We start from the raw sequence: 20,497 nt of genomic DNA, 5'->3' as shown, positions 1-20,497 counted from the left end.
GGAGCAGAAGCCCAAGTTTTTCTTTGAGTACTTGGAATACTCCTTCGTTCCTTAGTTAACGAGGAGTGGTCTCGATTGTATACGGATATATATGAGTTTGGGCTGGTTGCACCTTCACTTGCAACGTTACACATGATATATTGAACGTAGTTCAACTGAAGGAGTGTGTTCATCATTATGGCACGTACACAGACACAAAAGGCACTACGCAAAGCAGAACGGTCCGGACAATGGACCCCAGAGCAAAGCCGCAGAGTGAATGGAGATTATGGCGCATTATCGCAACATGTTCGCTTGACACCAACCAAGCACGAAAAATTGCAAAAGGTCAAACACAAGAAGCAAATCATCCAGGATGGTGGTGCTTCTTTTTATTTTATCTTCGAGCCGAGTAGGTCAGGAAAAGGTGATGAATGTGTGCGTGGATGTAAGGAGACGTGCGGAGACGTATGGAAATAAAAAAAGGAGAAGCATGGAATCTCCTCCTTGGATGCAATATACATTAAACTTATGACTGAACGAGATGAAGTACTTCCACGTTTGGATCCACATCGGCCTCATAATCGACACCATCGGTTTCGAAACCAAACAGCTGGAAGAACTCGCGGCGGTAACCTTCAAGATCGGACAGGTCGTAGATATTCTCGCTCGTAAGATCGTTCCAGATCTTCGCCACTTCTTCCTGTACGTCCGCTCTCATCTCCCAATCATCGATCCGAATGCGTCCTTGCTCATCTGTTGGCACTTCACCGCCAGCGTACAGACGATCCGCAAACAGCCGTTGCAACTGTTCGATGCATCCTTCATGCAGTCCTTTTTCCTTCATCACTTTATACAATGCGGAAATATATAGTGGCACAACTGGAATAGCCGAGCTGGACTGTGTAACCAGTGCTTTGGCTACGGTAACGTAGGCACGTCCGCCTTTTGCGCTCAGTTGCTCATGCATTTTGCGCGCCGTTGCTTCCAGATGATCTTTCGCTTGACCGATGGAGCCTTCACGATAAATGGCTTGTGTCAGCTCAGGGCCGATGTAAGAGAAGGCAATCGTTGTTGCATTGTCTGCGAGTACGCCGCCTTGCTTCAGTGCATCCATCCACAGTTCCCAGTCTTCTCCGCCCATAACGTTAACCGTCTGACGAATCTCTTCTTCTGTCGCTGTTTCGAGAGTCACTGAAGTGATCTCACCTGTATGGAAATTGACGGTTTTGTTGGTGTACGCTTGTCCGATCGGCTTCAGCACGGAGTTGGACACTTCGCCTGTATTTGGATCGGTACGGCGTGCCGAAGCAACGCTGTATACGACCAGATCCACTTGACCCAATTCGCTGCGAATCAGTTCAACAGCTTTATCACGGGTTTCATTGGCAAAAGCATCGCCGGTGATGCTGTAGGATTTAAGACCTGCGGCATCCGCAGCTTTCTCAAATGCCGCAGAGTTATACCATCCAGCAGAAGCTGTTCGTTTATCCGTAGAGCTGGAGGGACGGTAAATACCAATTGTATTAGCGCCTGCTCCAAAAGCGGAGACGATGCGCGAAGCCAGTCCGTAACCTGTGGACGCGCCGATGACGAGCACATTGCGGGGGCCTTGAATCTCTGGCTTGGATTTTACATAATTAATCTGCTCCTGCACTTGTGCCGCACAGCCGACAGGATGAGAAGTTGTACAAATAAAACCACGTGTTCTTGGTTTAATAATCATTGTTGTGGCACCCTTTCGTGTTCAATTCATGTGTAACATTGGATCGATTCATCATGCTTTTTTCGTACATTGTACGTATACATCCTCCCTATTGTAAAACAATTACGTTCGAAACGGAAACCGTTTCGTCAATTTTACTGGAAGGATAGTACGGGGGTGGCAATTCGGCTTTCATTTTGGGATGATGAGATGATAGACTCGCTATAGAGAAAGAGTAGACTGTCATAATGAAAGGATAGACCTGTTATGCTGAAAGAACGGATCGAGTTTTTGAGCAAACGAAAACAAATCTCACGTAAGGACCTCGTAGAAGGTCTGGTTACGCAGGCGCATTTTGCAAACATCCTGGCAGAGCGTTATCCACTGCCTGAGGATTTGGCCGAGAGTATTGCTGAGCGCTTGGGTGTAAGCTCCTCCTATCTTTTGCGGACAGCAGTGCAGGATGAACAGACATTGGCACGAGCAGAAGCGATCTTTGTACAAATGTCGGTTCCAGCCTCGGCGATCCCGGAGGAAACGGTACATGCACTGGAGGATCGGGATGATTCACTTACGGTAGAACTGACGACTGCTTTGATGAAGGCAGTGTATTACCAGCAGTTAAATGACGCCGCCGCGCATGAATATATACATACCTCGTATCTGAATTTTTATTTGGAGAAGTATGGCCGCCCGGATGACGTGCAGCTACCTGAGCCGCTTACGAAAGCTTTGCTATTTTACAAAATCCAATATTACCGATCCAAGCAGGCGTATGTGGACGTGCTCACTCATGTGACAAGACTGAGCGCCTTGACGGAGCCAGGAAGCGAGCTATGGCTGTCGATCCAAAATATCCAGATAGAGGCATACATTCATACCCGGCAGTATGAGGATGCGAAGCGCACATTTGAGCAGACGATGAAACATGTGTATGACCAGCGGTTGTTTCATCGTTTGTCTGGTCTGTATGTGGCATACAGCGGGTATTGCTTTACGATGGGATTGTTGCAGGAAGCTTTGTCCGCATTGTCGATGGCTGAGGCGAATCTGGTTTACGCCGGAAATCAGGGAGACTTGGTGACGGCCATTGCGAACAATCGAATCGTCATGTTGACGATGTCAGGGGAGTTAGATCAGGCACAGGCTGAGATTGAGCGTTTCGAAAGCTTGCTTCAGGGAGAAACGAATGAGACGCAACAGGCGATGAAGCCGTTGCTTTTGGTCTATCGCTGTGAGGTTGCCTCCGCTCGGAAAAGCTGGGGCATGCTGGCGCAAAGTGTGGATCAACTGTTAAGTTGTGTTGTCACAGAGGATCAGCGAATGAACGCGATTTTTTATCAAAGTCAGCTGGCGCTCGCACACGGAGAACAGGACACCTTTATAACTCAAGCCCTGGCTTGTCTGTCGTATTTTGAGTCTGTGCAGCAACCGCTACGCCTGGAATCCCTATATGAAGGATTGGCTGTGGTGAGTGAGGATCAGCGGCGGTACAAAGAGGCGGCAGGTTATTATCGCAAGCTGGTGTATTTGCTACGGAGAACGAAGTAAAGGTTAAGTTTTAAGGCCGGTTGGGGCAGGTAAGGTAAGGTAAGGTAAGGTAAGTAAGGTAAATCGATTGAAGTTTGGAGGAAGGGAAAGCAGTGCAGGCATAAGGTGATCGGTTAAGGGAAATTAGGAAGTAGAAGGATAAGATAGAACAGATAGAGTAGGTCTGGAACGTATTGTGTATCGTAAGGATCGGACCGCTTGGCTAGATGCAGTAATGTAAAGGGATATAGATTGTAGCAGGGTAAGGTAAGGCAATGAGACAGGACAAGCAAAAGGTGAATTAAGAGTAGAGTAGATTAAGACAAGCCAGGATAGGACAATACAAGGAGGTTTATTTTCTAACGATCACCAGCGACGCTATTTCTGCGAATTTCAGGCATTTGGTATCCTAACGATCACAGTCTTTAAAGCCCCCTAATCCAATTGGACACTCAAAGCTACCTCAGATACACTAAATGAAATGAGGAGAGTGTTCATGAAAAGACGATTTAGATGCCCAGTTGAGGCGAAAAAGGAGTATGTCGTAGAGGTGCTTTCTGGCCTCCGGACAGAGGTCGTGGCACGAAAGTACGGCATGTCTCCTAAAACGCTGACGACTTGGGTTCGTCAATACGAAGATGAGGTGGGGGAACTGGTGGCTAAAAAACAAAAAGAAACACAACAAATACAGCAAGATGTAGCCAACTATCAAGAATTACAGGAGAAATACAATGAAGCTTTGAAACTTCTTGGCGCAAAAGAATTAGAAAACCAGATTCTTAAGGATCTCGTTAAAAAAAAGTATCCCGACTACAAACCGCGATAGGTTGGATTGAGCGAGGATATCCTGTCCGTACGGTGCTCCGGATCTGCGATGTTCCTCGCTCAACATATTATTATCACTTGAAACACCCTGAACGCCAGCAACCCATAAGTAGCGGACGAAAAATCCCTGGATACTCTTACAACCAGCAAGGGAATCGTATTTCGGACACTCGGATTGTCGGGTTTCTTCGTCGTTTGATTCAAGGGCCAAATGCAGCGTTTGGCTACCGAAAACTAACCGTGTTGTTACGCCGAAAGTACAATCTGGTAATTAACAAAAAGAAAGTATATCGGCTCTGTAAGTCTCTCAGTATCCTTCTCCCTCAGCGCGAACAAATCCATACCGTACCGAGAAAAGTAGCTAATAACCGAACGGTAGATGGGCCTAACCAATTGTGGCAGATGGATATCAAGTACGGTTATGTTGCGGGGAAACGCCGGCACTTTTTCCTCGCAAGTATTATTGATGTTTTTGATCGTCGAATCGTCGCTCACCATCGCGGTAAAGCCTGCGACACGCAGAGCATCCTGCATACGCTCCGGCAGGCTATGGTAACGCGACGTATCCCTAAGACCGAGCCAAAGCTCGTGATTCGTACCGATAACGGCCCTCAGTTTATAAGCAAAGCGTTTTATAACTTCTGTGAAGAAGCAGGTTTAGAGCATGAGCGGACACCCGTTCGAACACCGAATAAAAATGCTTTTATTGAATCGTTTCATAGTGTTCTGGAACGTGAGTGTTACCAGCGACATTGTTTCGAAAGCTACGAAGAAGCCTTTTCCGAGGTAGACCGTTATATCCGTTATTACAACAAAGACCGTATTCACGGCAGTCTACACGACTGGTCGCCGACAGATTACCTGCGCCTGGTCAACGAAGGAACCATAGAGCCCAAATCCATTGCATTATGATGCGTCAATCTGAGAAAAAGCTAGCTAGTGTCCAATATTAAGGGGTTGAACCGCAGTGGAGCTTATTTTAGGAAAATCAGTGCCAAATTGGACTTTTTCTTTGTTTTTCAGTGAAATAAGCTCTCTGGTGATCGTTACAATTTCAGAAAGGCCTATTTTGCTCAAATAAGCTTATCTGAGATCGTTAGAATAAATAAATGGGTTGCAAAGCTTCAACTTTTCAGTAGAATATTTTAAATGTTGAAGATATATGTGTGTGAATTTTGTGCGGTAGATGGTAGATGTATGCTGTAAGTTTGTCTTTATTGCTGAATGTTTGCTAGATAAGCATCTTTAATAGAGCTAAGGTGCCGAGTGTGCATTCGTCTAAAAATAGGAATTTGACCACTCTGAGTAACTGTAATCAGAGCCAAGTAACGGACAAATTCACAAAAATAAATGGCTTACTCCTCATTGAGTCGGTTAGAACAACGTTTTTATTGGGAAAAAGCAAGCATAGCTACAAATAAATTGATGGAAAGCCGTCTCCAGCAGGACATTTCTTCGGTTCTTTTGTATGTGTCCAGATCGGTATTCATACGGGCTATGTTGTGTTTATAATTAATCATACCCAATAAAAAACAAATGAGGTGTTCGATATGATGGGATGGTTTACACGTAAAAACAAACAGGAAGATGCGGTTGCCAAAGCGGATCGCGTAATGAACAAAGGGCTTACGGGCATGATGATGAAAGGATTTGTACCAAAGGAACATCGGGATGCCATCAACCAAAGTTTGGACTCGGCTAAGCAGGCACAACTCGCTGCAAGCGGATCGTTGCCTCTGACAGCAACTGGAACCGTGATCAGTGTAACGGATACGGGAAAATTAATTAATTTTGATCCCATTGTGGTGCTTGTACTTGAAGTTACTGAAACGGGTGGTCACACGTATCAACGCACAATGGAAACACTTGTATCCAAGCTGCAGATTCCGCGTGTGGGTGATCGTGTCGGTTTGGGACAGCATCCGGCGAATCCTTCTGAACTGATCTATATGGGACTTCTTTCGGTTTAGGTGGATTCATAGCGATAGATATTAATGAGACTATTCCGAATATAGGAAATAATTTGAATTATTAGTTTACGTGTTACAGATAACAACGCAAAGGAAACATACGCACCGAAGATATAACAAAAGATATCAAATAGTAAAAAGTAATATACAGCATAAATTAGATAGATAGGGTGATAGAGATGAGTCGTTTTTTTAGAGTAATTGGCTTACTGATGGTATTTGGGACAGGATTTTCCCCGTTCATAGCTCAGTGGCTGTGGGATGATCCGTTTATGGTCATGCAGGCGTGGTGGTTTAAACCGATGCTTTTTGGAGGAATTGGCTTACTGGTCATTTCGTCTATATTCGGTACAAGTTTGGGTCAGCGCAAGATCAAATCGGGATTGCCGGCAGTGGGTGTGATCCAAAGCATTCAGCAGACGGGCACCTTTATTAATGAGCAGCCGGAAGTAAAAATGATGCTGAAGGTGTCTCGTCAAGGCCGGGAAACATATGATACAGATTTAAGAACCATTATTCCTCTGACTTCGCTGTCTCAGTTTCAGCCGGGAGCTATCATTCCGCTTGTCGTTTCCGAGAAAGATGAGCGCAAAGTCGGGCTGGATCAGCATGGAACCGTGTCGCAAGAGCATATGCAGCAACTGTTGAATGAAAAGATGATGCAACAAGGTATAGCACCGGAAATGGTAGATATCGCACGTACAGGAGAGAAGGGGTTGGCTAAAATTCTCGACGTTACCCCTATGGGAAGTGGACAGAATGGCAACATCAAGTTACAGCTTAAACTTAGTATTACGAAGCCAAATGGTGAAACCTTTGAGGTGATTACGCAAAAAGAAATCCTGCCTTCTGCCATGTCACAGGTTCAGCAGGGACATATCATTAACGTATTTTATTCGCCGCAGGACCCTTCCAAAGTGGCCCTTGCTCTTCAAGTGCAGGAACAACAGTTAAATCATCTTTTCTCGTCTTAATATTCTCATCTTGATCTGCTTATCCTTAGCATCACTTTAAAAAAGCTGTACAAAATGGAACTGTAGCATTCTCGCGGTTCATTTCAGGAAATTAGAGTTATATATTCGAGCGCCCTCCCCAAGTCAAAGCGGACGATGAACGGGAACGGCGCTCTTTATTTATATCTCTACAATTAAATTAAGAACGAGTGCTTGAAGAAGAGCGCATCAGCATTTCCCGGAAAGAGTGAAAAAGAGGCTGTGCGTAGTGTTCAAGCTGCTCCCGGCTGGGCTGTCCCTCTTCTGTTAATATATCGTGATCGAACCACACGACAGCATAATCATTGTCATCATTTGGTTTACTCGAATCCCAGCAGACAGGCCCCGCATGATCTTCATAGGAGGCAAATGGAATATATCCCGCCTTAACCAGTAATTCCGATGATGACCAGAGGTTTCGTAATTCCCGCAGGGGGTAGTCAGAAGGTAGATTCGGTAATTCGATCGTAAATCCTTCATAGCGAAGATACACATTCAGAACATATCGGCTACTCAGATAGGCCATATAGAGCGGCGGCAGAGAGAAAGAAGAGCTATGCGTGTCCGAACCAGACTTAACATAACTAGCAACTAATTCGTTGATCTGATCTACCGTAACCTTCGAGTCTAGCATTTTCCAGCGAACCCATTCTTCTTCATCAACCTCACCATCCTGCATATCCGAAGGCACGCCATAGTCCTCTTCTTCCATTTTGGCCGGATGAGACATGAGCATATCCCGGTGAGGAGAATCAAAATATGTGTCAAGCCAGCTTTTGATGAAAAGTCGATCTCGTTCCAGCACCTCTTTGTTAATCAGAGTGGTCACAACCCTTCAAGATTCATAATCCTTATATTTTTTATCTTCTTATTCTTATATCCTCGTATGCTTTTATTTTAAACGATACCGGTTCGCATGCGATAGGAGAACAGCACTTCTTTTGATTTTCCGTCAAAAACAAGCTCTGCCCGGCGTCTGAAATCGTCCGCCATGTCATTCAATTCTGTGGCGCCCAGCTTCAAAGCTGTCTGGAGTCCGCCTTGGCTAAGAGCCAGGTTGGCATAACGCTCAGCTGTGAATGGCTCCTGATGATGGAACATAATTTCTCGGCTGTAACGGAACAGCCCGGATTGCTGGATCTGCTGTAAATGGCCTTCTTTGCTCCATTTATGTGCTTGTTGCTCTGTACTCGATAGACGTGAGGCGAGTTCATCCGCTGTACTCACCAGTTGCCGGTATGCTACTTCAAGTTGCCAGTCTAATACAGGCGGCCAGTCACAGTCGTAGGCAGCAAAAATACCGCCTGGACGCAGTACCCGTGCGAACTCGCGTAAGGTGGATTCCGGCTCCATCCAGTGAAACGACTGGGAGCAGGTCAAAATATCTACACTATCATCAGGAAGGCCGAGGTCATGAGACATTCCCGCCGCAAAGCGAAGTTGATCCGGTTTGCCTGCAGCTTCCCATTTCGCAATGCCAACGGAGCGCATATCCTCGCTAGGTTCCACGCCGATTACTCGCTCGGCATAATCCAGCCAGATCCAGGTGGATAAACCTGTACCACAACCGACATCAGCCACGAAGTGTGGCCTTTTGCCCAGATAATGAGTCAAAATATCGACGACTTCGCGGGGAGCAGCGGGTCTGTTTTGATCATACAGTGTGCCAAATCCTTTAAAGCGTTCTACGTTATTGTGTCTGATCTGCTGATTCATGTATGTCCTCCCAACATCGCTAAATTCCTGTCGATCCTAATTTAAAATGAAATGGTATAGATGCATACTATATTGTACCATCATCCTCGGTTTTGTGCCCATCATCTTCCAGTAAAAGCGCGACGGCCTCTTGATGTCTGCGAAGTAACTCTTTGCGCACCGTCAAAGGTGAGATCACCTTTATTTTTGAGCCAAAGGAGAGTAAGAATGAATAAAGCTGTTCACCCTCATCAATTGGAATAGAAACCCTTAGTTTCCCATCCGCTTCTTGCTGAATAATGGCGGGATCCAGCAGATCGTAAACACGATAAGCGATCGTTTGTTCAAACAGAAGTTCGATCAGAGTCTGTTTCTCAGACGGCTGGTTAGACTGTATCTTGATGTCTTGGTTTTCTCCGTGATAAGGTTCTTCTTTGACTCTATCTCCCTCCCCTGTCGATGGCCGAGTATGCTCATATGCGCCGGGCACAAAGCGAAGTTTCGTGATCCGTTTGATTTTGTACGTGACGAAGGTGTCGGGCGAATTGGATGTCATAGGCTGGGGTTGCTTTAGACCCTTGAAGTACCATGTATTGTTTTTAAAAATAAGCTTCACCGGCAACGCCGTCTCCTCACTCGCTTCTCCATTGGAATCGATATAGTGAAATGCGAGCAACTGACTTGCGAATATCGCCTGTTTCACCTGATTAAACAGTTGCATCTCTTGCTCGGGAATACTGCCCCACGGAGAATACTCAAATTCAATCCAGTCCAGTTTATGATCAAAAAGGGTCGTTAACCTGCCCAGCATCCGGGCGCTGTTCAGATGAGGAATGGCGCTGACGCTGTACAAGCCGAGCAAAATTTCATTCTGTTCATCCTCGCTCAGCAACGACTTGTCCATGACATAGTGATCCATCAGATGAATGCCGCCGTGCTTGCCCGTTGTTGTATAGACGGGGATGCCTGCAGCACTCAGGCGGTCAATGTCCCGGTATACGGTGCGAACCGAGATTTCGAACAGGCGCGCAAGCTCCGGGGCGGTCGTTTTCTTTTTTTCCAGCAACAGCAACAACATTCGGAATAATCGGTTATGTTCCATGAACAAATTATATCATGACAACCCTTGTCAGGGTATGGGTGCTACACTTGGACTATAACGTTATAGTTCTCAGCGTATTTCAGTGGATTGAAGATCATAGACGTGCTCTAGTAGCCGTCAACATATAGAGGAGGAAACGCATCATGAAAATGAAAGATGGATTCTTTTGGGGCGGCGCAACGGCTGCCAATCAGTTTGAAGGCGGATGGAATAAGGATGGCAAAGGGCCAAGCACATCGGATATGATGACAGGCGGAACGCATACCACGCCGCGCCGAATTACACCTGTTCTTGAAGAGGGCACGTATTATCCGAGCCATGAAGCGGTTGATTTTTATGGACATTATAAAGAAGACATTGCGATGATGGCCGAGATGGGTTTCAAAATGTTCCGCATGTCGATCAACTGGTCTCGCATCTACCCGAACGGTGACGATCTGGAGCCAAACGAAGAGGGTTTGAAGTTCTATGATAACGTCTTTGCCGAGTTGAAAAAACACAATATCGAGCCATTGGTGACGATCTCCCACTACGAGACACCGTTTGGCCTGACACAAAAATATAACGGCTGGGCTTCTCGTGAAGTGATCGAGTTTTACATCCGTTATTGTACAACCCTCTTCAATCGTTATAAGAACCAGGTGAAATACTGGCTAACCTTTAACGAAATTAACTGTCTGACAATGCCGCTTGGTGCATATATGGCAGGTGGATTATTGTTTGAAGGTAAAGAAACATTGACGGACGGCGTAGATCAGCCACAGACTCGGTTCCAAGCGCTGCATCATCAATTCGTGGCCAGTGCCAAAGCGGTGAAGCTGGGACACCAGATCAACCCGGATTTCAAAATCGGCTGTATGGTTGCTTTCATGACAACGTATCCGAACACGTGTAATCCTGACGATATTTTGCTTGCGCAGAAGAAAGATCAACTGTCCAACATGATCTGTGGCGATGTACAGGTTCGGGGAGCATACCCAGGATTCGCAAAACGTTTCTTCGCAGAAGAAGGCATTGAAATTCAAATGCAACCGGAAGATGAGCAGACGCTGCGCGAAGGCTGTGTAGATTTCTATTCCTTCAGTTATTACATGTCTCTCGTGGAAAGTGCGGATGCATCGCTGGATCGAGCGGAAGGAAATCTGTTGGGTGGTATCAAAAACCCTTATCTCGAAGCTTCCGACTGGGGCTGGCAGATCGATCCGAAAGGACTACGCTATACGCTGAACCACCTCTATGATCGTTATCAGGTGCCATTAATGGTTGTGGAGAATGGTCTGGGTGCGGTTGATGTAATTGAAGAAGACGGCTCCATTCAGGACGACTACCGGATTGATTATCTGAAAGGTCACATTGAGCAGATGAAAGAAGCGGTTGCAGACGGTGTTGACCTCATTGCTTATACAATGTGGGGCTGTATTGACCTTGTAAGTGCATCGACTGGTGAGATGAAGAAACGTTATGGTTTCATTCATGTCAACAAAGATAATGATGGCAACGGTGACTTGAGCCGTACACCGAAGAAAAGCTTCTACTGGTACAAAGATGTAATTGCTTCTAATGGAGAAAAATTGTAATTCAACAGCTGTAATCAAAAGATAACAAAACCCCAACGATCTTTCGGTCGTTGGGGTTTTTACGATGAAGCATGTAACATGCGACTAGGCGAAGCTTCTGGCTTGTAATTCAGACAGCCGCTGCAAATGACGTCTGTAGAACCAGATACAGGTGAATAACCAGCACCCGCTCAGAAAGTAACCGCCAACGACATCACTAGGATAATGTACGCCCAGATAAATCCGGCTAATGCCGATCATCAGGATAAAGGCAGCACTGGCTGCAATCATACATACACGCCCGGCAAAGCTTGGGATATGTTTCCAGATCAGAAAGGCAAGTCCACCATAAAGGCTGAACGCCGCCATGGAATGTCCGCTGGGGAAGCTGTACCCGCTTACTTCGATAATGCGGTTAATAGTTGGGCGAGCTCGTTGAAACAGCAGCTTGATCACGGCATTCAGTAGCGTAGAGCCTGCAAGCACGATGGCAAGAAAGAGCAGTTCGCGTTTGTGGCGTAGGAAAACATAGAGGATCAGCATGACAATGACCGTAATGACAACAACCTGAAGCTCACTACCAATCCAGGTGAAAAATTGCATAAATCGGGTCATTCCAGGTGATTCCATGCCTTGGATCAAGTCGATGAGTACAGCATCAAAGCGATGAATCTGGTTATCGCTAATGGACAGCGCAATGCTGATAAAAGCGGACAGGCATAACGCTGCAACGAGCAGCGGAATGGAGATTTTTTTCGTCAAATTGGGCTTCAAATGTTAAGTTCCTCCGTCATCCATGATGTTTTTGATTATAGTTATCGTTGTTGAACGAAAGTATTGTTCGCTCGAAACATAGTGTTAACATTCTACAATAAAACAAACAAAAACGAAAATGGAGACGTTAATAAGATAAGAGAGGCTTCAGGATAACTCAAAGGGGGAGAATGTAAGGATGAGGAGAGTGGGGCCGGCCGTTTTAGTTCTGTTGTTTTTTGTAGCAAATGTGATGGTTTGTCCAGGGGAGCGGGCATACGCGTGCAGTTGTGTCGAATCCAGTGTCAAGGAGAAGTTGGAAACGTATAGCGCTGTATTTACGGGGAAAGTAGTCGAGATCGGAGGCGACTCCATATTCAGTAGTAGGGAATATAAGAAATATACGCTGGATGTAGACACGACCTGGAAAGGCGTAGATGCAAAAAAGACAACCATATTGATTAATAATATGGGCGAAGGTGCCTGTGGAATAACATTGGCAAAAGATCAGTCTTATCTTATTTTTGCTAATCAGGATGATAAGGATGGCAAATTATACAGCAGCCTATGTAGCGGTAATCTTCAGATTGAACAGGCTGGAGAAGCAATTAATATGCTGGGTAAGGGCACTCCTGTAAGCTCTGATGATTTCACGGACAGCAGCAGTGGATATAGCAATCCGTGGATGATTTCGCTATATGCTGGGGGTGCAGTTGTCATACTTGCGCTGGTAGGTGGCTCGCTGTGGAGAAAGAAACAGCGGAGAGCATAATATTTATAGTTGAAGCATCTGTATTGTTATCATAGAAGAGTTGTATGTGATATATAGAAGGTTTGTATGAGAGCGGCCATATGAAGGACAAGAGTTGCAGTGAACGCAGCGTGCAGTGGAATTTACCTGACTAAACATCCCCTTATGGACCTATATACGCTCCGTAAGGGGATGTTGATTTTTCAGCTGTGTTTTTGATTTCGGTGGGTGATGACCATCCTATTCGGGATGATGCAACTCCATACTAACGCTGGAGCTGTACCATATAATCATGCGCAGTCACACCGAAGACCCGTTTGAAATGTCTGTTCAGATGGGTCAGATCGACAAAGCCGCAGTCAGCCACGGCGGTATAGATGTCTCTATGTTTCTCAAGCGATTGACGGGCATGTTCGACCTTGCAGTTCAGGAAAAATTGATAGGGTGAAAAGCCAGTATGGGCTTTGAATTCACGGATAAATTGAAACTTGGACAGGCCGAATTCAGCTGATAGATCTTCCAGTTTCAGCACGTCTGCGGTGCTGCAAAACATAATCTCTTTTGCTTTGCGAACAAGACTGTCCTGAGGTTTCCAGAGCCTTGCAGGCTGTTCCTCCTGAGCGAGCATATGCACGAGTTCAAACAGCCGGGTGCTACACTCGGCTTCGTCCTGTCTGTGCTGCACGGCATCGTTCAGCATGAGAATGCTTCGGGCAAGCTTCGGATCATAGACGATGGGAGTGGAGAAGCGAAGTTCCTTTCTACCCATAATTTCTTCAACTAATTCAGGCTTCAGGTAAAGCATCACATAATCAATACCCTCTTTATCATAGGAACTTCCATCATGTAATTGCTCGCGGTTAAACAGCATGACGCCGTTCGGATGTGAGGCCTGATAGTGACCTTCCAGATGATATTGCTGAATGCCGCGCAGCGTTACACCTACGGCATATTCCTCATGGCAATGCTTTTTATAGGTAAAATCGGTGAAGCTGGCGGATAGAGCCAGCACGTCTTCTGATCTTTTGTAGCTAAACTGTTCCATACCGCACACCTCCTCAGATGAAATAAGTCGTTAGATCACACCTGATACAATAATGGCTGAGTATATCAAAAAAAGAGCCATCAGCATACTACATGTTCGCTGGTAACGATTCAGCAAGGATCGAAAGATCGTGCCGAACACCACCCAGCTGGAGTAAGCCAGAAAACCAATACACGTAATCAGCATAACATAGAAGAACGCAGACCATGATTCTGCAGCGACGTAAGGAAGTACATAAGCTGGAATGACGGTGAAGGTAAACAGCACCACCTTGGGATTCACGAATTGCATCATTACACCGTTCCAAAAGCCTAATATAGCCTGGGGAGCGGCTTCAGTAGAGCCCATTCGATAGACCTGATAAGCGAGGTATAGCATGTAAATGCCGCCGATGATCTGCATGACTTGCAAGATGCCTGGCAAGACGTCAGCGAGAAGCTGATTTAACAAAGCAGACGCGGTCAGCAACAGACCGAAAGCTAAGGTAGCTCCCCAGACATAAGGCATGGTGCGGCGTGCGCCTACTTTTTGTGTGGAGGAGAGAATGACAATATTGCTGGGGCCGGGTGTGAAAGTGACAACGATGCAGTAGATTAAAAAGGTTAGTATATTCATGTTAAGCTCCTTCTTCGATGCTATCTAATTTTGAACTAAAGATTTTACACAGTCACTCCGATGACAGAATAACCTTCTAATCGCTGTTATCCCCAGATTTTTTGATTTCCTTATACAAAGGGAAAAATCCGGTGATAAAGGCGACCGCTCCGCTTTTTCAGGTTTTTTCTGTCCTCTCCGTTAATGTGTAAAAAAGTAGTTCCAATAAGATAGAGGATTATTGTTGTAATCATAAGGCGGAGTAGACCATAGCTATAGTACATTATTGCAGAAAGGTTCCCTTTTTGAATGATTGCGTTTACAATCGATAACGGAGTGAGGGTGTACAGAATGACATAGACCACTTGAGGAAGTGAACAAAAATGAAAAAAATGCTGCTGATCTATATTGTGCTGATTGCGGCGTTTGCATTGTATGTATTGAGATTTGAATATACCAGTCAGGTGAACAGCTCGTGGGAGAACCGTGGACTTCGCGGTGATCTGGGTGAGACGTACATGATGATTACGTTTCAGTCCGGGCTGGAATATTGGAAGAGTCCGCTGAAAGGTTTTGAGGATGCCGCGGATGCGCTGGGCGTGACCGTCGAATATCGCGGGGCTACACGGTATGATGCCAAAGAGCAGATCACGGTAATTGAGCAGGCCATTGCGCGTAAACCTGCAGGCATTGCTATATCCGCAATCGATCCAAAATCATTAATTCCAGCGATCAATAAAGCTGTGGAAGCGGATATTCCTGTGGTCCTGTTCGATGCAGATGCACCAGGGAGTCAGGCGTATTCTTTTTTGGGAACGGACAATTACAAGGCAGGCGTAACGGCAGCGGACAAAATGGCCGAGCTGCTCGGTCGTGAAGGAGAAGTCGCTGTAATAACGTCGCCGGGACAACAGAACCATGAGGAACGTACCAACGGATTCCGCGAAACAATTCGGCAACGATACCCTTCTATGCAGGTTGTTGAAATCGCAGATGGACATGGAGATGTGTTGAAATCCCGGGATGAAACGATCCGGATGATGAAGGCACATCCGAAGCTGGCGGGTATATTTGTCACTGAGGCAACGGGAGGCGCCGGAGCCGGGGAAGCGGTACAAAATGCCAATTCAGGCAATGGTCAGAAGCTGCACATCATTTCTTTTGACACAAATAAAGCAACACTCGATCTGATCCAAAATGGTACGATATCCGCTACGATTGCACAAGGGACCTGGAACATGGGATATTGGTCGCTCCAATATCTGTTCCATCTGCACCATCACTTGACTGTACCTGCACCTTCGCCTTCAGGGGAAAATGCGCCGCTGCCTGTAACGGTAGATACGGGGATCTCGGTCGTGACAAGTTCGAATGTGGATGATTATTATGCCAAATAGACAGAGAACTTGGCGCTCTGAGCTTGTGAACGGATTCCGCCGCTTGCGTCTGCGAAACATGCCATTACGCTACCAATTGATGCTGCTATTTCTTCTTTTTGCCATCGTGCCGTCCGTCGGTTTGGGTCTGCTTGTGAATTGGACGGTAGAGCGAGTCGTGGAGCGGCAGGTAGAGGGTCATACGATGCAGCTGATCGGCAAGGTCAATGAAGCGTTGAATACCAAGATGGAGAACTTGCAAAATATGACCTATCTGATTGCATTCGAATCAGACGTCAATGCATTCATGGACGAGAAGATCGGCGGAGACGGGAACACACGTGAACATGAACGTGAACGCGTCGAAAGACAAGCCAGCCAAGCGTATACGGAATCTGAACAGAACCGTTTGTATGGCATCAAACAGACTTTGCAAGGATTCACAACGTTGTACCCGGAAATTGCAGGCATCGTGCTTGTGAACGGTAACGGTGATTATATAAGCAATGAGATGTATCCCCGAACGGAGCAACGTCTGACCGAGGAGGATTGGTATCGGAGGGCTGCAATGCAACCAGGCATTTTCACGGTACTGGGTCAGCCGCGAGAGCGCAACATGACCACCCATGTCCGGTATAAGGATGATGAGATTGTATCGGTCGCCCGCTCTGTCACGGATGAAACGACGGGGCTCGTAAAGGGTGCTGTACTGATTGACCTCAAGCTGAGATCCGTTTCGCAGGCGGCTCGTAATGTAACACTTGGCAAATCCGGTTATGTAATGGTCACCGATGCCGAAGGACAAAGTGTATACAGACCCGAACATCCGCTCATTGAACATATTCCGGCGAGCTGGTTTGCTTCTGGAGAGGGCGGAACGTTTACGAAAGAAGTGGATGGCGAAGCGTTATTATTCATGTATCAGTCATCTACCTTTACCGGCTGGAGAACGGTAGGAGTATTCCCTACCAAAGAGTCGATCTCCGAGGTGCGACAGATTCAGTTTTACGTGGTCAGTTTTGTCTTTGTCGTGTGTTTGTTTGGTTTGAGTGCATCCTTGTGGTTTTCCCGTTCCATTGCGCAGCCGATCTTCCGGTTGATGTCTTATATGCGCAGAGCCGAAACGGGCAATCTCAATGCAGGCCGGTGGAGTGAGCGTGCCGATGAGATCGGTATGTTGGGAAATAGTTTTAACCGAATGCTGAGCCAGATTCGTCAGCTGATTACGCTGAATGAGCTGAGGGAACGTCAGAAACGGGATGCGGAGATGCGTAGCTTGCAGGAGCATATCAAGCCTCATTTTTTATATAATACGCTGGATACGATTCACTGGATGGCTCGAAAAGAAGGCGCTGACGGTGTGTCTAACATGGTTGGGGCACTGTCCCGTTTGTTCCGAATCGGACTCAGTAAGGGACAGGATTATATTCCGCTGCACTCTGAGCTCGAGCATATCAGCAGTTATCTGCAGATTCAGCAGACCAGATATCGGGATCGTCTTGGGTACACCATACATGTCCCCGAAGAATTGCAGAACTTGTATGTGCTTAAGCTGTTACTCCAGCCTTTGGTAGAAAATGCGATATACCATGGCATCAAGGGCAGACGTGGCCCAGGCCATATTGTCATAGAAGGGAATGTGGAGCAGGGGCGGCTACATCTGACAATTAAGGACGACGGAGCCGGAATGAGCAGAGAACGACTGGTGGAGATGCTGCAGCTGCTGGATATGCCCATGGAGAGTCTGGAATCGACTTCGCCGGAGTGGACGGGTAAAAGTTACGGGATGCTGAATGTACAGGCACGATTAAGATTATCATTTGGCAGTGACTATGGGATTTGGCTGGACAGCAGGCAGGGTGAGGGAACCCGCGTTACGATTATTCATCCACTGATGCGGGAAATGCCTGTAACAATACCTTCCCGGGTTGAGCCCCGAGATAACCAAGATCGACAAGAGAAGGAGTGAAGAAGGCTGTGGATTATACAGTGACATCCGTCAATGCCAATGCAATGGATAACCTGTATCGTGTGCTGATTGCTGACGATGAACCGATTATTCGAGAAGGAATCCGCGAAGCTATGGATTGGGCTACACTTGGCATGGAGGTTGTCGGTGAAGCCGAGGACGGTGAAGAAGCACTCGAACGGGCAGTTGAGTTGAATGTACATGTCGTGCTGGTCGATATGAATATGCCGTTTCTGAATGGCATTGGATTGATTCGGGCTTTACAGGAGCAGTGTCCGGAAGTTCGTTATCTGATCATATCCGGGCATGATGAATTCGCTTATGCCCAGGAAGCGGTTCGTCTCGGTGTTGAGGATTACATCCTGAAGCCTGTACAAGCGGATCAGTTGAGAGCTGCACTGGAGCGGTTACGTCAGCGGCTGGATGAGGAGCATCAGCGGACAGCCTATGTCAGACAGGCGGCAGAGCAGATTGAACGAAATATCCCGCTGCTTCGCCAGCGATTTTGTCAGGAGTGGATGAAAGGACAGGTAGCCGGCGAGAGTCTGATGGAACAGCTTGCTTTTCTACATCTGCCATCTGTATCGCCTGTGCAAGTTGGTGTTGTGCGGTGGCCTGCTGCCGAGGCGCGTCAGACCATACTGAGGGAGAATGATCGTCAGCTGTTTCTGTATGCCATGGAAAATATCATAGCAGAACTGCTCGGAGATCATCCGCATGTGCTCTTTCGTGATGCCAGTAGTGTTATCGGGATCTGCCTGTGGCAGGAGACCCCTGAGGAGATTGCACTCCTGCTGGAGCAGCAGATTAGTACTTGCCTGAACATCGCTGTTCATGCCCATGTTGAACCTCATAGGGGGACGCTGGAAGAGGTGCCGGGTACGTATCGGCATTGCCGTGAACAGGTATATGAAGAAGTGAAGCTCTCTCCGCTAGTTCGCAGGGCACGACAGTTGATTCATGAGGAGTACGCAGAACGGGAGTTGACGCTGGAATCGCTGGCATCCCGTTTGCAGGTGTCGGCAGTATATCTCAGTCGTGTGTTGAAAAAAGAGTTGAACGACTCGTTCGTTACACTTGTCACTCATGCCCGTATTCGTAAAGCCGCACAGCTGCTCGACTCCACGTCCCTCCCGATCCATACCATCGCTGAACGCGTAGGGTATGATACACAGCACTATTTCAGTACAGCGTTCAAAAAAACGATGGGCATCTCGCCTGCCCAATATCGTAAAAATGGCGGAACAGACAGTTCCAGCGCAGGCTCTGTGTAGATTTCCAAGCTTCATCGGAAGTATGGATATCAGAGGCTACAAACAAACCCACCTTTAAAGGTTAACCACCTGTGGTGGGTTTTTCGTTGCCCTCTTCCATCAAAAGTTAAATTTTTATAAAAAAGGTTCAAAACCTGCAAAGACCTTGCTCGCTGCGAAATGCTACCATGAGATACAGAGAGGGACAATAAGTTAGACGATACTCTATGAGATGTAAGCGTTATCTTGAAATTCCAACTGAACGCGATGATGTGAGGAAAGGGGAACTTCATATGAAAAAAGGAGCAATACTCATCTGGCTTCTGGTAATGTCCGTCATGCTCTCAGCCTGTAATCTGGCTGAAAGTGATGTGGGAAGCAAGGAGAAAGGATATGTCGGCATATCCATGCCTACCAAATCATCGGAACGCTGGGTGGGAGACGGAGAGAATATGGTTCGTCTGTTTCAGGAGCAAGGTTACAAAACAGATCTTCAGTACGCCGAAGACGTGGTTGAGAATCAAATCTCCCAGATTGAGAACATGATTACCAAAGGCGTTGATGTCATGGTCATTGCATCTGTAGACGGAAATACGCTGACCGATGTCATCAAGAAGGCACATGACGAAGGCATTCAGGTCATCTCGTATGACCGACTTATTCGTAACACGCCATATCTGACTTACTATGCTACGTTTGACAACTTTAAAGTTGGGGTTCTACAAGCCTCCTATATTGAACAGAAGCTGGGGCTTAAGGAGGGTAAGGGGCCGTTTAACATTGAATTGTTTGGTGGATCACCGGATGACAACAATGCATACTTTTTCTTCGACGGTGCGATGTCGGTGCTCAAACCGTATATTGACTCTGGAAAACTGGTCGTCCGCAGTAAACAGATGACGATGGCGCAAATTGCCACACTGCGCTGGGACGGGGCTTTGGCCCAATCAAGGATGGATAACCTGCTGAGTGCTTACTATTCAGGCGATAATCTGGATGCGGTATTATCTCCGTATGACGGAATCAGTATCGGGATTATCTCATCTTTGAAAGGCATTGGCTACGGCAAGCCGAACAAACCACTTCCGGTTATTACCGGACAGGATGCGGAACTGGCATCCATCAAGTCCATTGTGGCTGGCGAACAGACGCAGACGGTCTTCAAGGATACACGTAAGCTCGCCGAGAAAACAGTGGAGATGGCTAACAGCATTTTGCAAGGAAAACAAGCAGAGGTGAATGACACAAAGTCATATAACAACGGATTAATGGTTGTTCCTGCGTATCTGCTCGACCCGATCTCTGTAGATCGTACCAATGTGGAAAAAGATATTGTAGGCAGCAAGTATTACACCAAAGAAGAAATAGGCCTACCGTAAAGTGCGATGAAATAGGTAGGGCG

Annotated in this window: 19 protein-coding genes; 12 read left to right on the top strand and 7 right to left on the bottom strand. The window is 46.7% G+C overall.

Annotated features, from left to right (window positions below; all coding sequences use genetic code 11):
- The first annotated feature begins 177 nt into the window (after nucleotides 1–177).
- Entirely contained in the window at nucleotides 178–459 is a 282-nt protein-coding gene (locus MHI38_RS09265) for a hypothetical protein (RefSeq protein WP_154887609.1), read from the top strand.
- A 49-nt stretch (nucleotides 460–508) separates the two neighbouring features.
- Here MHI38_RS09265 and fabV read toward each other — a convergent pair whose 3' ends face one another.
- On the bottom strand, nucleotides 509–1,705 hold the full coding sequence (gene fabV, locus MHI38_RS09260; RefSeq protein WP_090915423.1) for an enoyl-ACP reductase FabV: 1,197 nt from the start codon (nucleotides 1,703–1,705) through the stop codon (nucleotides 509–511).
- Nucleotides 1,706–1,951: 246 nt separating this feature from the next.
- Here fabV and MHI38_RS09255 point away from each other — a divergent pair, with 246 nt between their 5' ends.
- The 5 genes from MHI38_RS09255 (at nucleotide 1,952) to MHI38_RS09235 (ending at nucleotide 6,983) form a co-directional block, all read left to right on the top strand.
- Nucleotides 1,952–3,235 (top strand): XRE family transcriptional regulator, encoded by a 1,284-nt coding sequence (locus tag MHI38_RS09255; RefSeq protein ID WP_154887611.1) that lies wholly within the window; start codon nucleotides 1,952–1,954, stop codon nucleotides 3,233–3,235.
- Between the two features lie 475 nt (nucleotides 3,236–3,710).
- Nucleotides 3,711–4,040 (top strand): transposase, encoded by a 330-nt coding sequence (locus MHI38_RS09250; protein ID WP_308723560.1) that lies wholly within the window; start codon nucleotides 3,711–3,713, stop codon nucleotides 4,038–4,040.
- Nucleotides 4,037–4,951, top strand: coding sequence for an IS3 family transposase (locus tag MHI38_RS09245; RefSeq protein WP_341181917.1), 915 nt, complete (start codon nucleotides 4,037–4,039; stop codon nucleotides 4,949–4,951). Before MHI38_RS09250 ends, MHI38_RS09245 begins: the two co-directional genes overlap by 4 nt.
- A gap of 638 nt (nucleotides 4,952–5,589) precedes the next feature.
- The gene (locus MHI38_RS09240) at nucleotides 5,590–6,009 is read left to right on the top strand and encodes a hypothetical protein (protein ID WP_186809599.1); all 420 of its coding nucleotides are present in this window, start codon (nucleotides 5,590–5,592) and stop codon (nucleotides 6,007–6,009) included.
- Between the two features lie 179 nt (nucleotides 6,010–6,188).
- Nucleotides 6,189–6,983 (top strand): hypothetical protein, encoded by a 795-nt coding sequence (locus MHI38_RS09235; protein WP_341181207.1) that lies wholly within the window; start codon nucleotides 6,189–6,191, stop codon nucleotides 6,981–6,983.
- 178 nt (nucleotides 6,984–7,161) lie between these two features.
- On the opposite strand, the gene MHI38_RS09230 is transcribed toward MHI38_RS09235, so the two are convergent.
- The 3 genes from MHI38_RS09230 to MHI38_RS09220 form a co-directional block, all read right to left on the bottom strand.
- Nucleotides 7,162–7,806, bottom strand: a complete 645-nt coding sequence (locus tag MHI38_RS09230) for a hypothetical protein (protein WP_341181206.1) — start codon at nucleotides 7,804–7,806, stop codon at nucleotides 7,162–7,164.
- A gap of 92 nt (nucleotides 7,807–7,898) precedes the next feature.
- Nucleotides 7,899–8,717 carry a class I SAM-dependent methyltransferase gene (locus MHI38_RS09225; protein WP_154887618.1) on the bottom strand — a complete coding sequence of 273 codons (819 nt, stop codon included), beginning with the start codon at nucleotides 8,715–8,717 and terminating at the stop codon, nucleotides 7,899–7,901.
- A gap of 67 nt (nucleotides 8,718–8,784) precedes the next feature.
- Entirely contained in the window at nucleotides 8,785–9,798 is a 1,014-nt protein-coding gene (locus MHI38_RS09220) for a helix-turn-helix transcriptional regulator (RefSeq protein WP_222592164.1), read from the bottom strand.
- Nucleotides 9,799–9,941: 143 nt separating this feature from the next.
- Here MHI38_RS09220 and MHI38_RS09215 point away from each other — a divergent pair, with 143 nt between their 5' ends.
- Complete coding sequence (locus tag MHI38_RS09215; RefSeq protein ID WP_090915411.1) at nucleotides 9,942–11,375, top strand: glycoside hydrolase family 1 protein; 1,434 nt, start codon at nucleotides 9,942–9,944, stop codon at nucleotides 11,373–11,375.
- 84 nt (nucleotides 11,376–11,459) lie between these two features.
- On the opposite strand, the gene MHI38_RS09210 is transcribed toward MHI38_RS09215, so the two are convergent.
- Nucleotides 11,460–12,128, bottom strand: a complete 669-nt coding sequence (locus MHI38_RS09210; RefSeq protein ID WP_154887620.1) for a phosphatase PAP2 family protein — start codon at nucleotides 12,126–12,128, stop codon at nucleotides 11,460–11,462.
- A gap of 178 nt (nucleotides 12,129–12,306) precedes the next feature.
- Between MHI38_RS09210 and MHI38_RS09205 the strand changes: the two genes are divergently transcribed.
- Nucleotides 12,307–12,879 carry a hypothetical protein gene (locus MHI38_RS09205; protein ID WP_154887622.1) on the top strand — a complete coding sequence of 191 codons (573 nt, stop codon included), beginning with the start codon at nucleotides 12,307–12,309 and terminating at the stop codon, nucleotides 12,877–12,879.
- A 244-nt stretch (nucleotides 12,880–13,123) separates the two neighbouring features.
- Here MHI38_RS09205 and MHI38_RS09200 read toward each other — a convergent pair whose 3' ends face one another.
- Together MHI38_RS09200 and MHI38_RS09195 are read right to left on the bottom strand one after the other, a co-directional pair.
- Nucleotides 13,124–13,903, bottom strand: a complete 780-nt coding sequence (locus MHI38_RS09200) for an AraC family ligand binding domain-containing protein (RefSeq protein ID WP_154887624.1) — start codon at nucleotides 13,901–13,903, stop codon at nucleotides 13,124–13,126.
- A gap of 30 nt (nucleotides 13,904–13,933) precedes the next feature.
- A complete protein-coding gene (locus MHI38_RS09195) occupies nucleotides 13,934–14,518 on the bottom strand; it encodes a LysE family translocator (protein WP_154887626.1) in 585 nt (194 codons plus the stop codon).
- A 362-nt stretch (nucleotides 14,519–14,880) separates the two neighbouring features.
- Here MHI38_RS09195 and MHI38_RS09190 point away from each other — a divergent pair, with 362 nt between their 5' ends.
- From MHI38_RS09190 to chvE, 4 genes are all read left to right on the top strand, one after another.
- The gene (locus MHI38_RS09190; protein WP_311280896.1) at nucleotides 14,881–15,894 is read left to right on the top strand and encodes a substrate-binding domain-containing protein; all 1,014 of its coding nucleotides are present in this window, start codon (nucleotides 14,881–14,883) and stop codon (nucleotides 15,892–15,894) included.
- The gene (locus MHI38_RS09185; RefSeq protein ID WP_341181205.1) at nucleotides 15,875–17,842 is read left to right on the top strand and encodes a cache domain-containing sensor histidine kinase; all 1,968 of its coding nucleotides are present in this window, start codon (nucleotides 15,875–15,877) and stop codon (nucleotides 17,840–17,842) included. The genes MHI38_RS09190 and MHI38_RS09185 overlap by 20 nt, the downstream gene beginning before the upstream one ends.
- 44 nt (nucleotides 17,843–17,886) lie before the next feature.
- Nucleotides 17,887–19,116: a response regulator gene (locus tag MHI38_RS09180; RefSeq protein ID WP_341181916.1), complete on the top strand. Its 1,230-nt coding sequence runs from the start codon at nucleotides 17,887–17,889 to the stop codon at nucleotides 19,114–19,116.
- Nucleotides 19,117–19,388: 272 nt separating this feature from the next.
- A complete protein-coding gene (gene chvE, locus MHI38_RS09175; RefSeq protein WP_341181204.1) occupies nucleotides 19,389–20,474 on the top strand; it encodes a multiple monosaccharide ABC transporter substrate-binding protein in 1,086 nt (361 codons plus the stop codon).
- Nucleotides 20,475–20,497 lie beyond the last annotated feature (23 nt).

Origin of the sequence: Paenibacillus sp. FSL K6-1558 (genome assembly GCF_038002565.1) — a bacterium.
GTDB classification, from domain to species: domain Bacteria; phylum Bacillota; class Bacilli; order Paenibacillales; family Paenibacillaceae; genus Paenibacillus; species Paenibacillus polysaccharolyticus.
This window is presented reverse-complemented; position numbering and strand designations above follow the sequence as displayed.

What these genes read in the sequence shown, in the direction of transcription:
- MHI38_RS09265 (WP_154887609.1), top strand. Translation starts at nt 178, where the DNA reads ATGGCACGTACACAGACACAAAAGGCACTACGCAAAGCAGAACGGTCC.
- fabV (WP_090915423.1), bottom strand. Translation starts at nt 1,705, where the DNA reads ATGATTATTAAACCAAGAACACGTGGTTTTATTTGTACAACTTCTCAT.
- MHI38_RS09255 (WP_154887611.1), top strand. Translation starts at nt 1,952, where the DNA reads ATGCTGAAAGAACGGATCGAGTTTTTGAGCAAACGAAAACAAATCTCA.
- MHI38_RS09250 (WP_308723560.1), top strand. Translation starts at nt 3,711, where the DNA reads ATGAAAAGACGATTTAGATGCCCAGTTGAGGCGAAAAAGGAGTATGTC.
- MHI38_RS09240 (WP_186809599.1), top strand. Translation starts at nt 5,590, where the DNA reads ATGATGGGATGGTTTACACGTAAAAACAAACAGGAAGATGCGGTTGCC.
- MHI38_RS09235 (WP_341181207.1), top strand. Translation starts at nt 6,189, where the DNA reads ATGAGTCGTTTTTTTAGAGTAATTGGCTTACTGATGGTATTTGGGACA.
- MHI38_RS09225 (WP_154887618.1), bottom strand. Translation starts at nt 8,717, where the DNA reads ATGAATCAGCAGATCAGACACAATAACGTAGAACGCTTTAAAGGATTT.
- MHI38_RS09220 (WP_222592164.1), bottom strand. Translation starts at nt 9,798, where the DNA reads ATGGAACATAACCGATTATTCCGAATGTTGTTGCTGTTGCTGGAAAAA.
- MHI38_RS09215 (WP_090915411.1), top strand. Translation starts at nt 9,942, where the DNA reads ATGAAAATGAAAGATGGATTCTTTTGGGGCGGCGCAACGGCTGCCAAT.
- MHI38_RS09205 (WP_154887622.1), top strand. Translation starts at nt 12,307, where the DNA reads ATGAGGAGAGTGGGGCCGGCCGTTTTAGTTCTGTTGTTTTTTGTAGCA.
- MHI38_RS09200 (WP_154887624.1), bottom strand. Translation starts at nt 13,903, where the DNA reads ATGGAACAGTTTAGCTACAAAAGATCAGAAGACGTGCTGGCTCTATCC.
- MHI38_RS09195 (WP_154887626.1), bottom strand. Translation starts at nt 14,518, where the DNA reads ATGAATATACTAACCTTTTTAATCTACTGCATCGTTGTCACTTTCACA.
- MHI38_RS09190 (WP_311280896.1), top strand. Translation starts at nt 14,881, where the DNA reads ATGAAAAAAATGCTGCTGATCTATATTGTGCTGATTGCGGCGTTTGCA.
- MHI38_RS09185 (WP_341181205.1), top strand. Translation starts at nt 15,875, where the DNA reads ATGATTATTATGCCAAATAGACAGAGAACTTGGCGCTCTGAGCTTGTG.
- MHI38_RS09180 (WP_341181916.1), top strand. Translation starts at nt 17,887, where the DNA reads ATGGATAACCTGTATCGTGTGCTGATTGCTGACGATGAACCGATTATT.
- chvE (WP_341181204.1), top strand. Translation starts at nt 19,389, where the DNA reads ATGAAAAAAGGAGCAATACTCATCTGGCTTCTGGTAATGTCCGTCATG.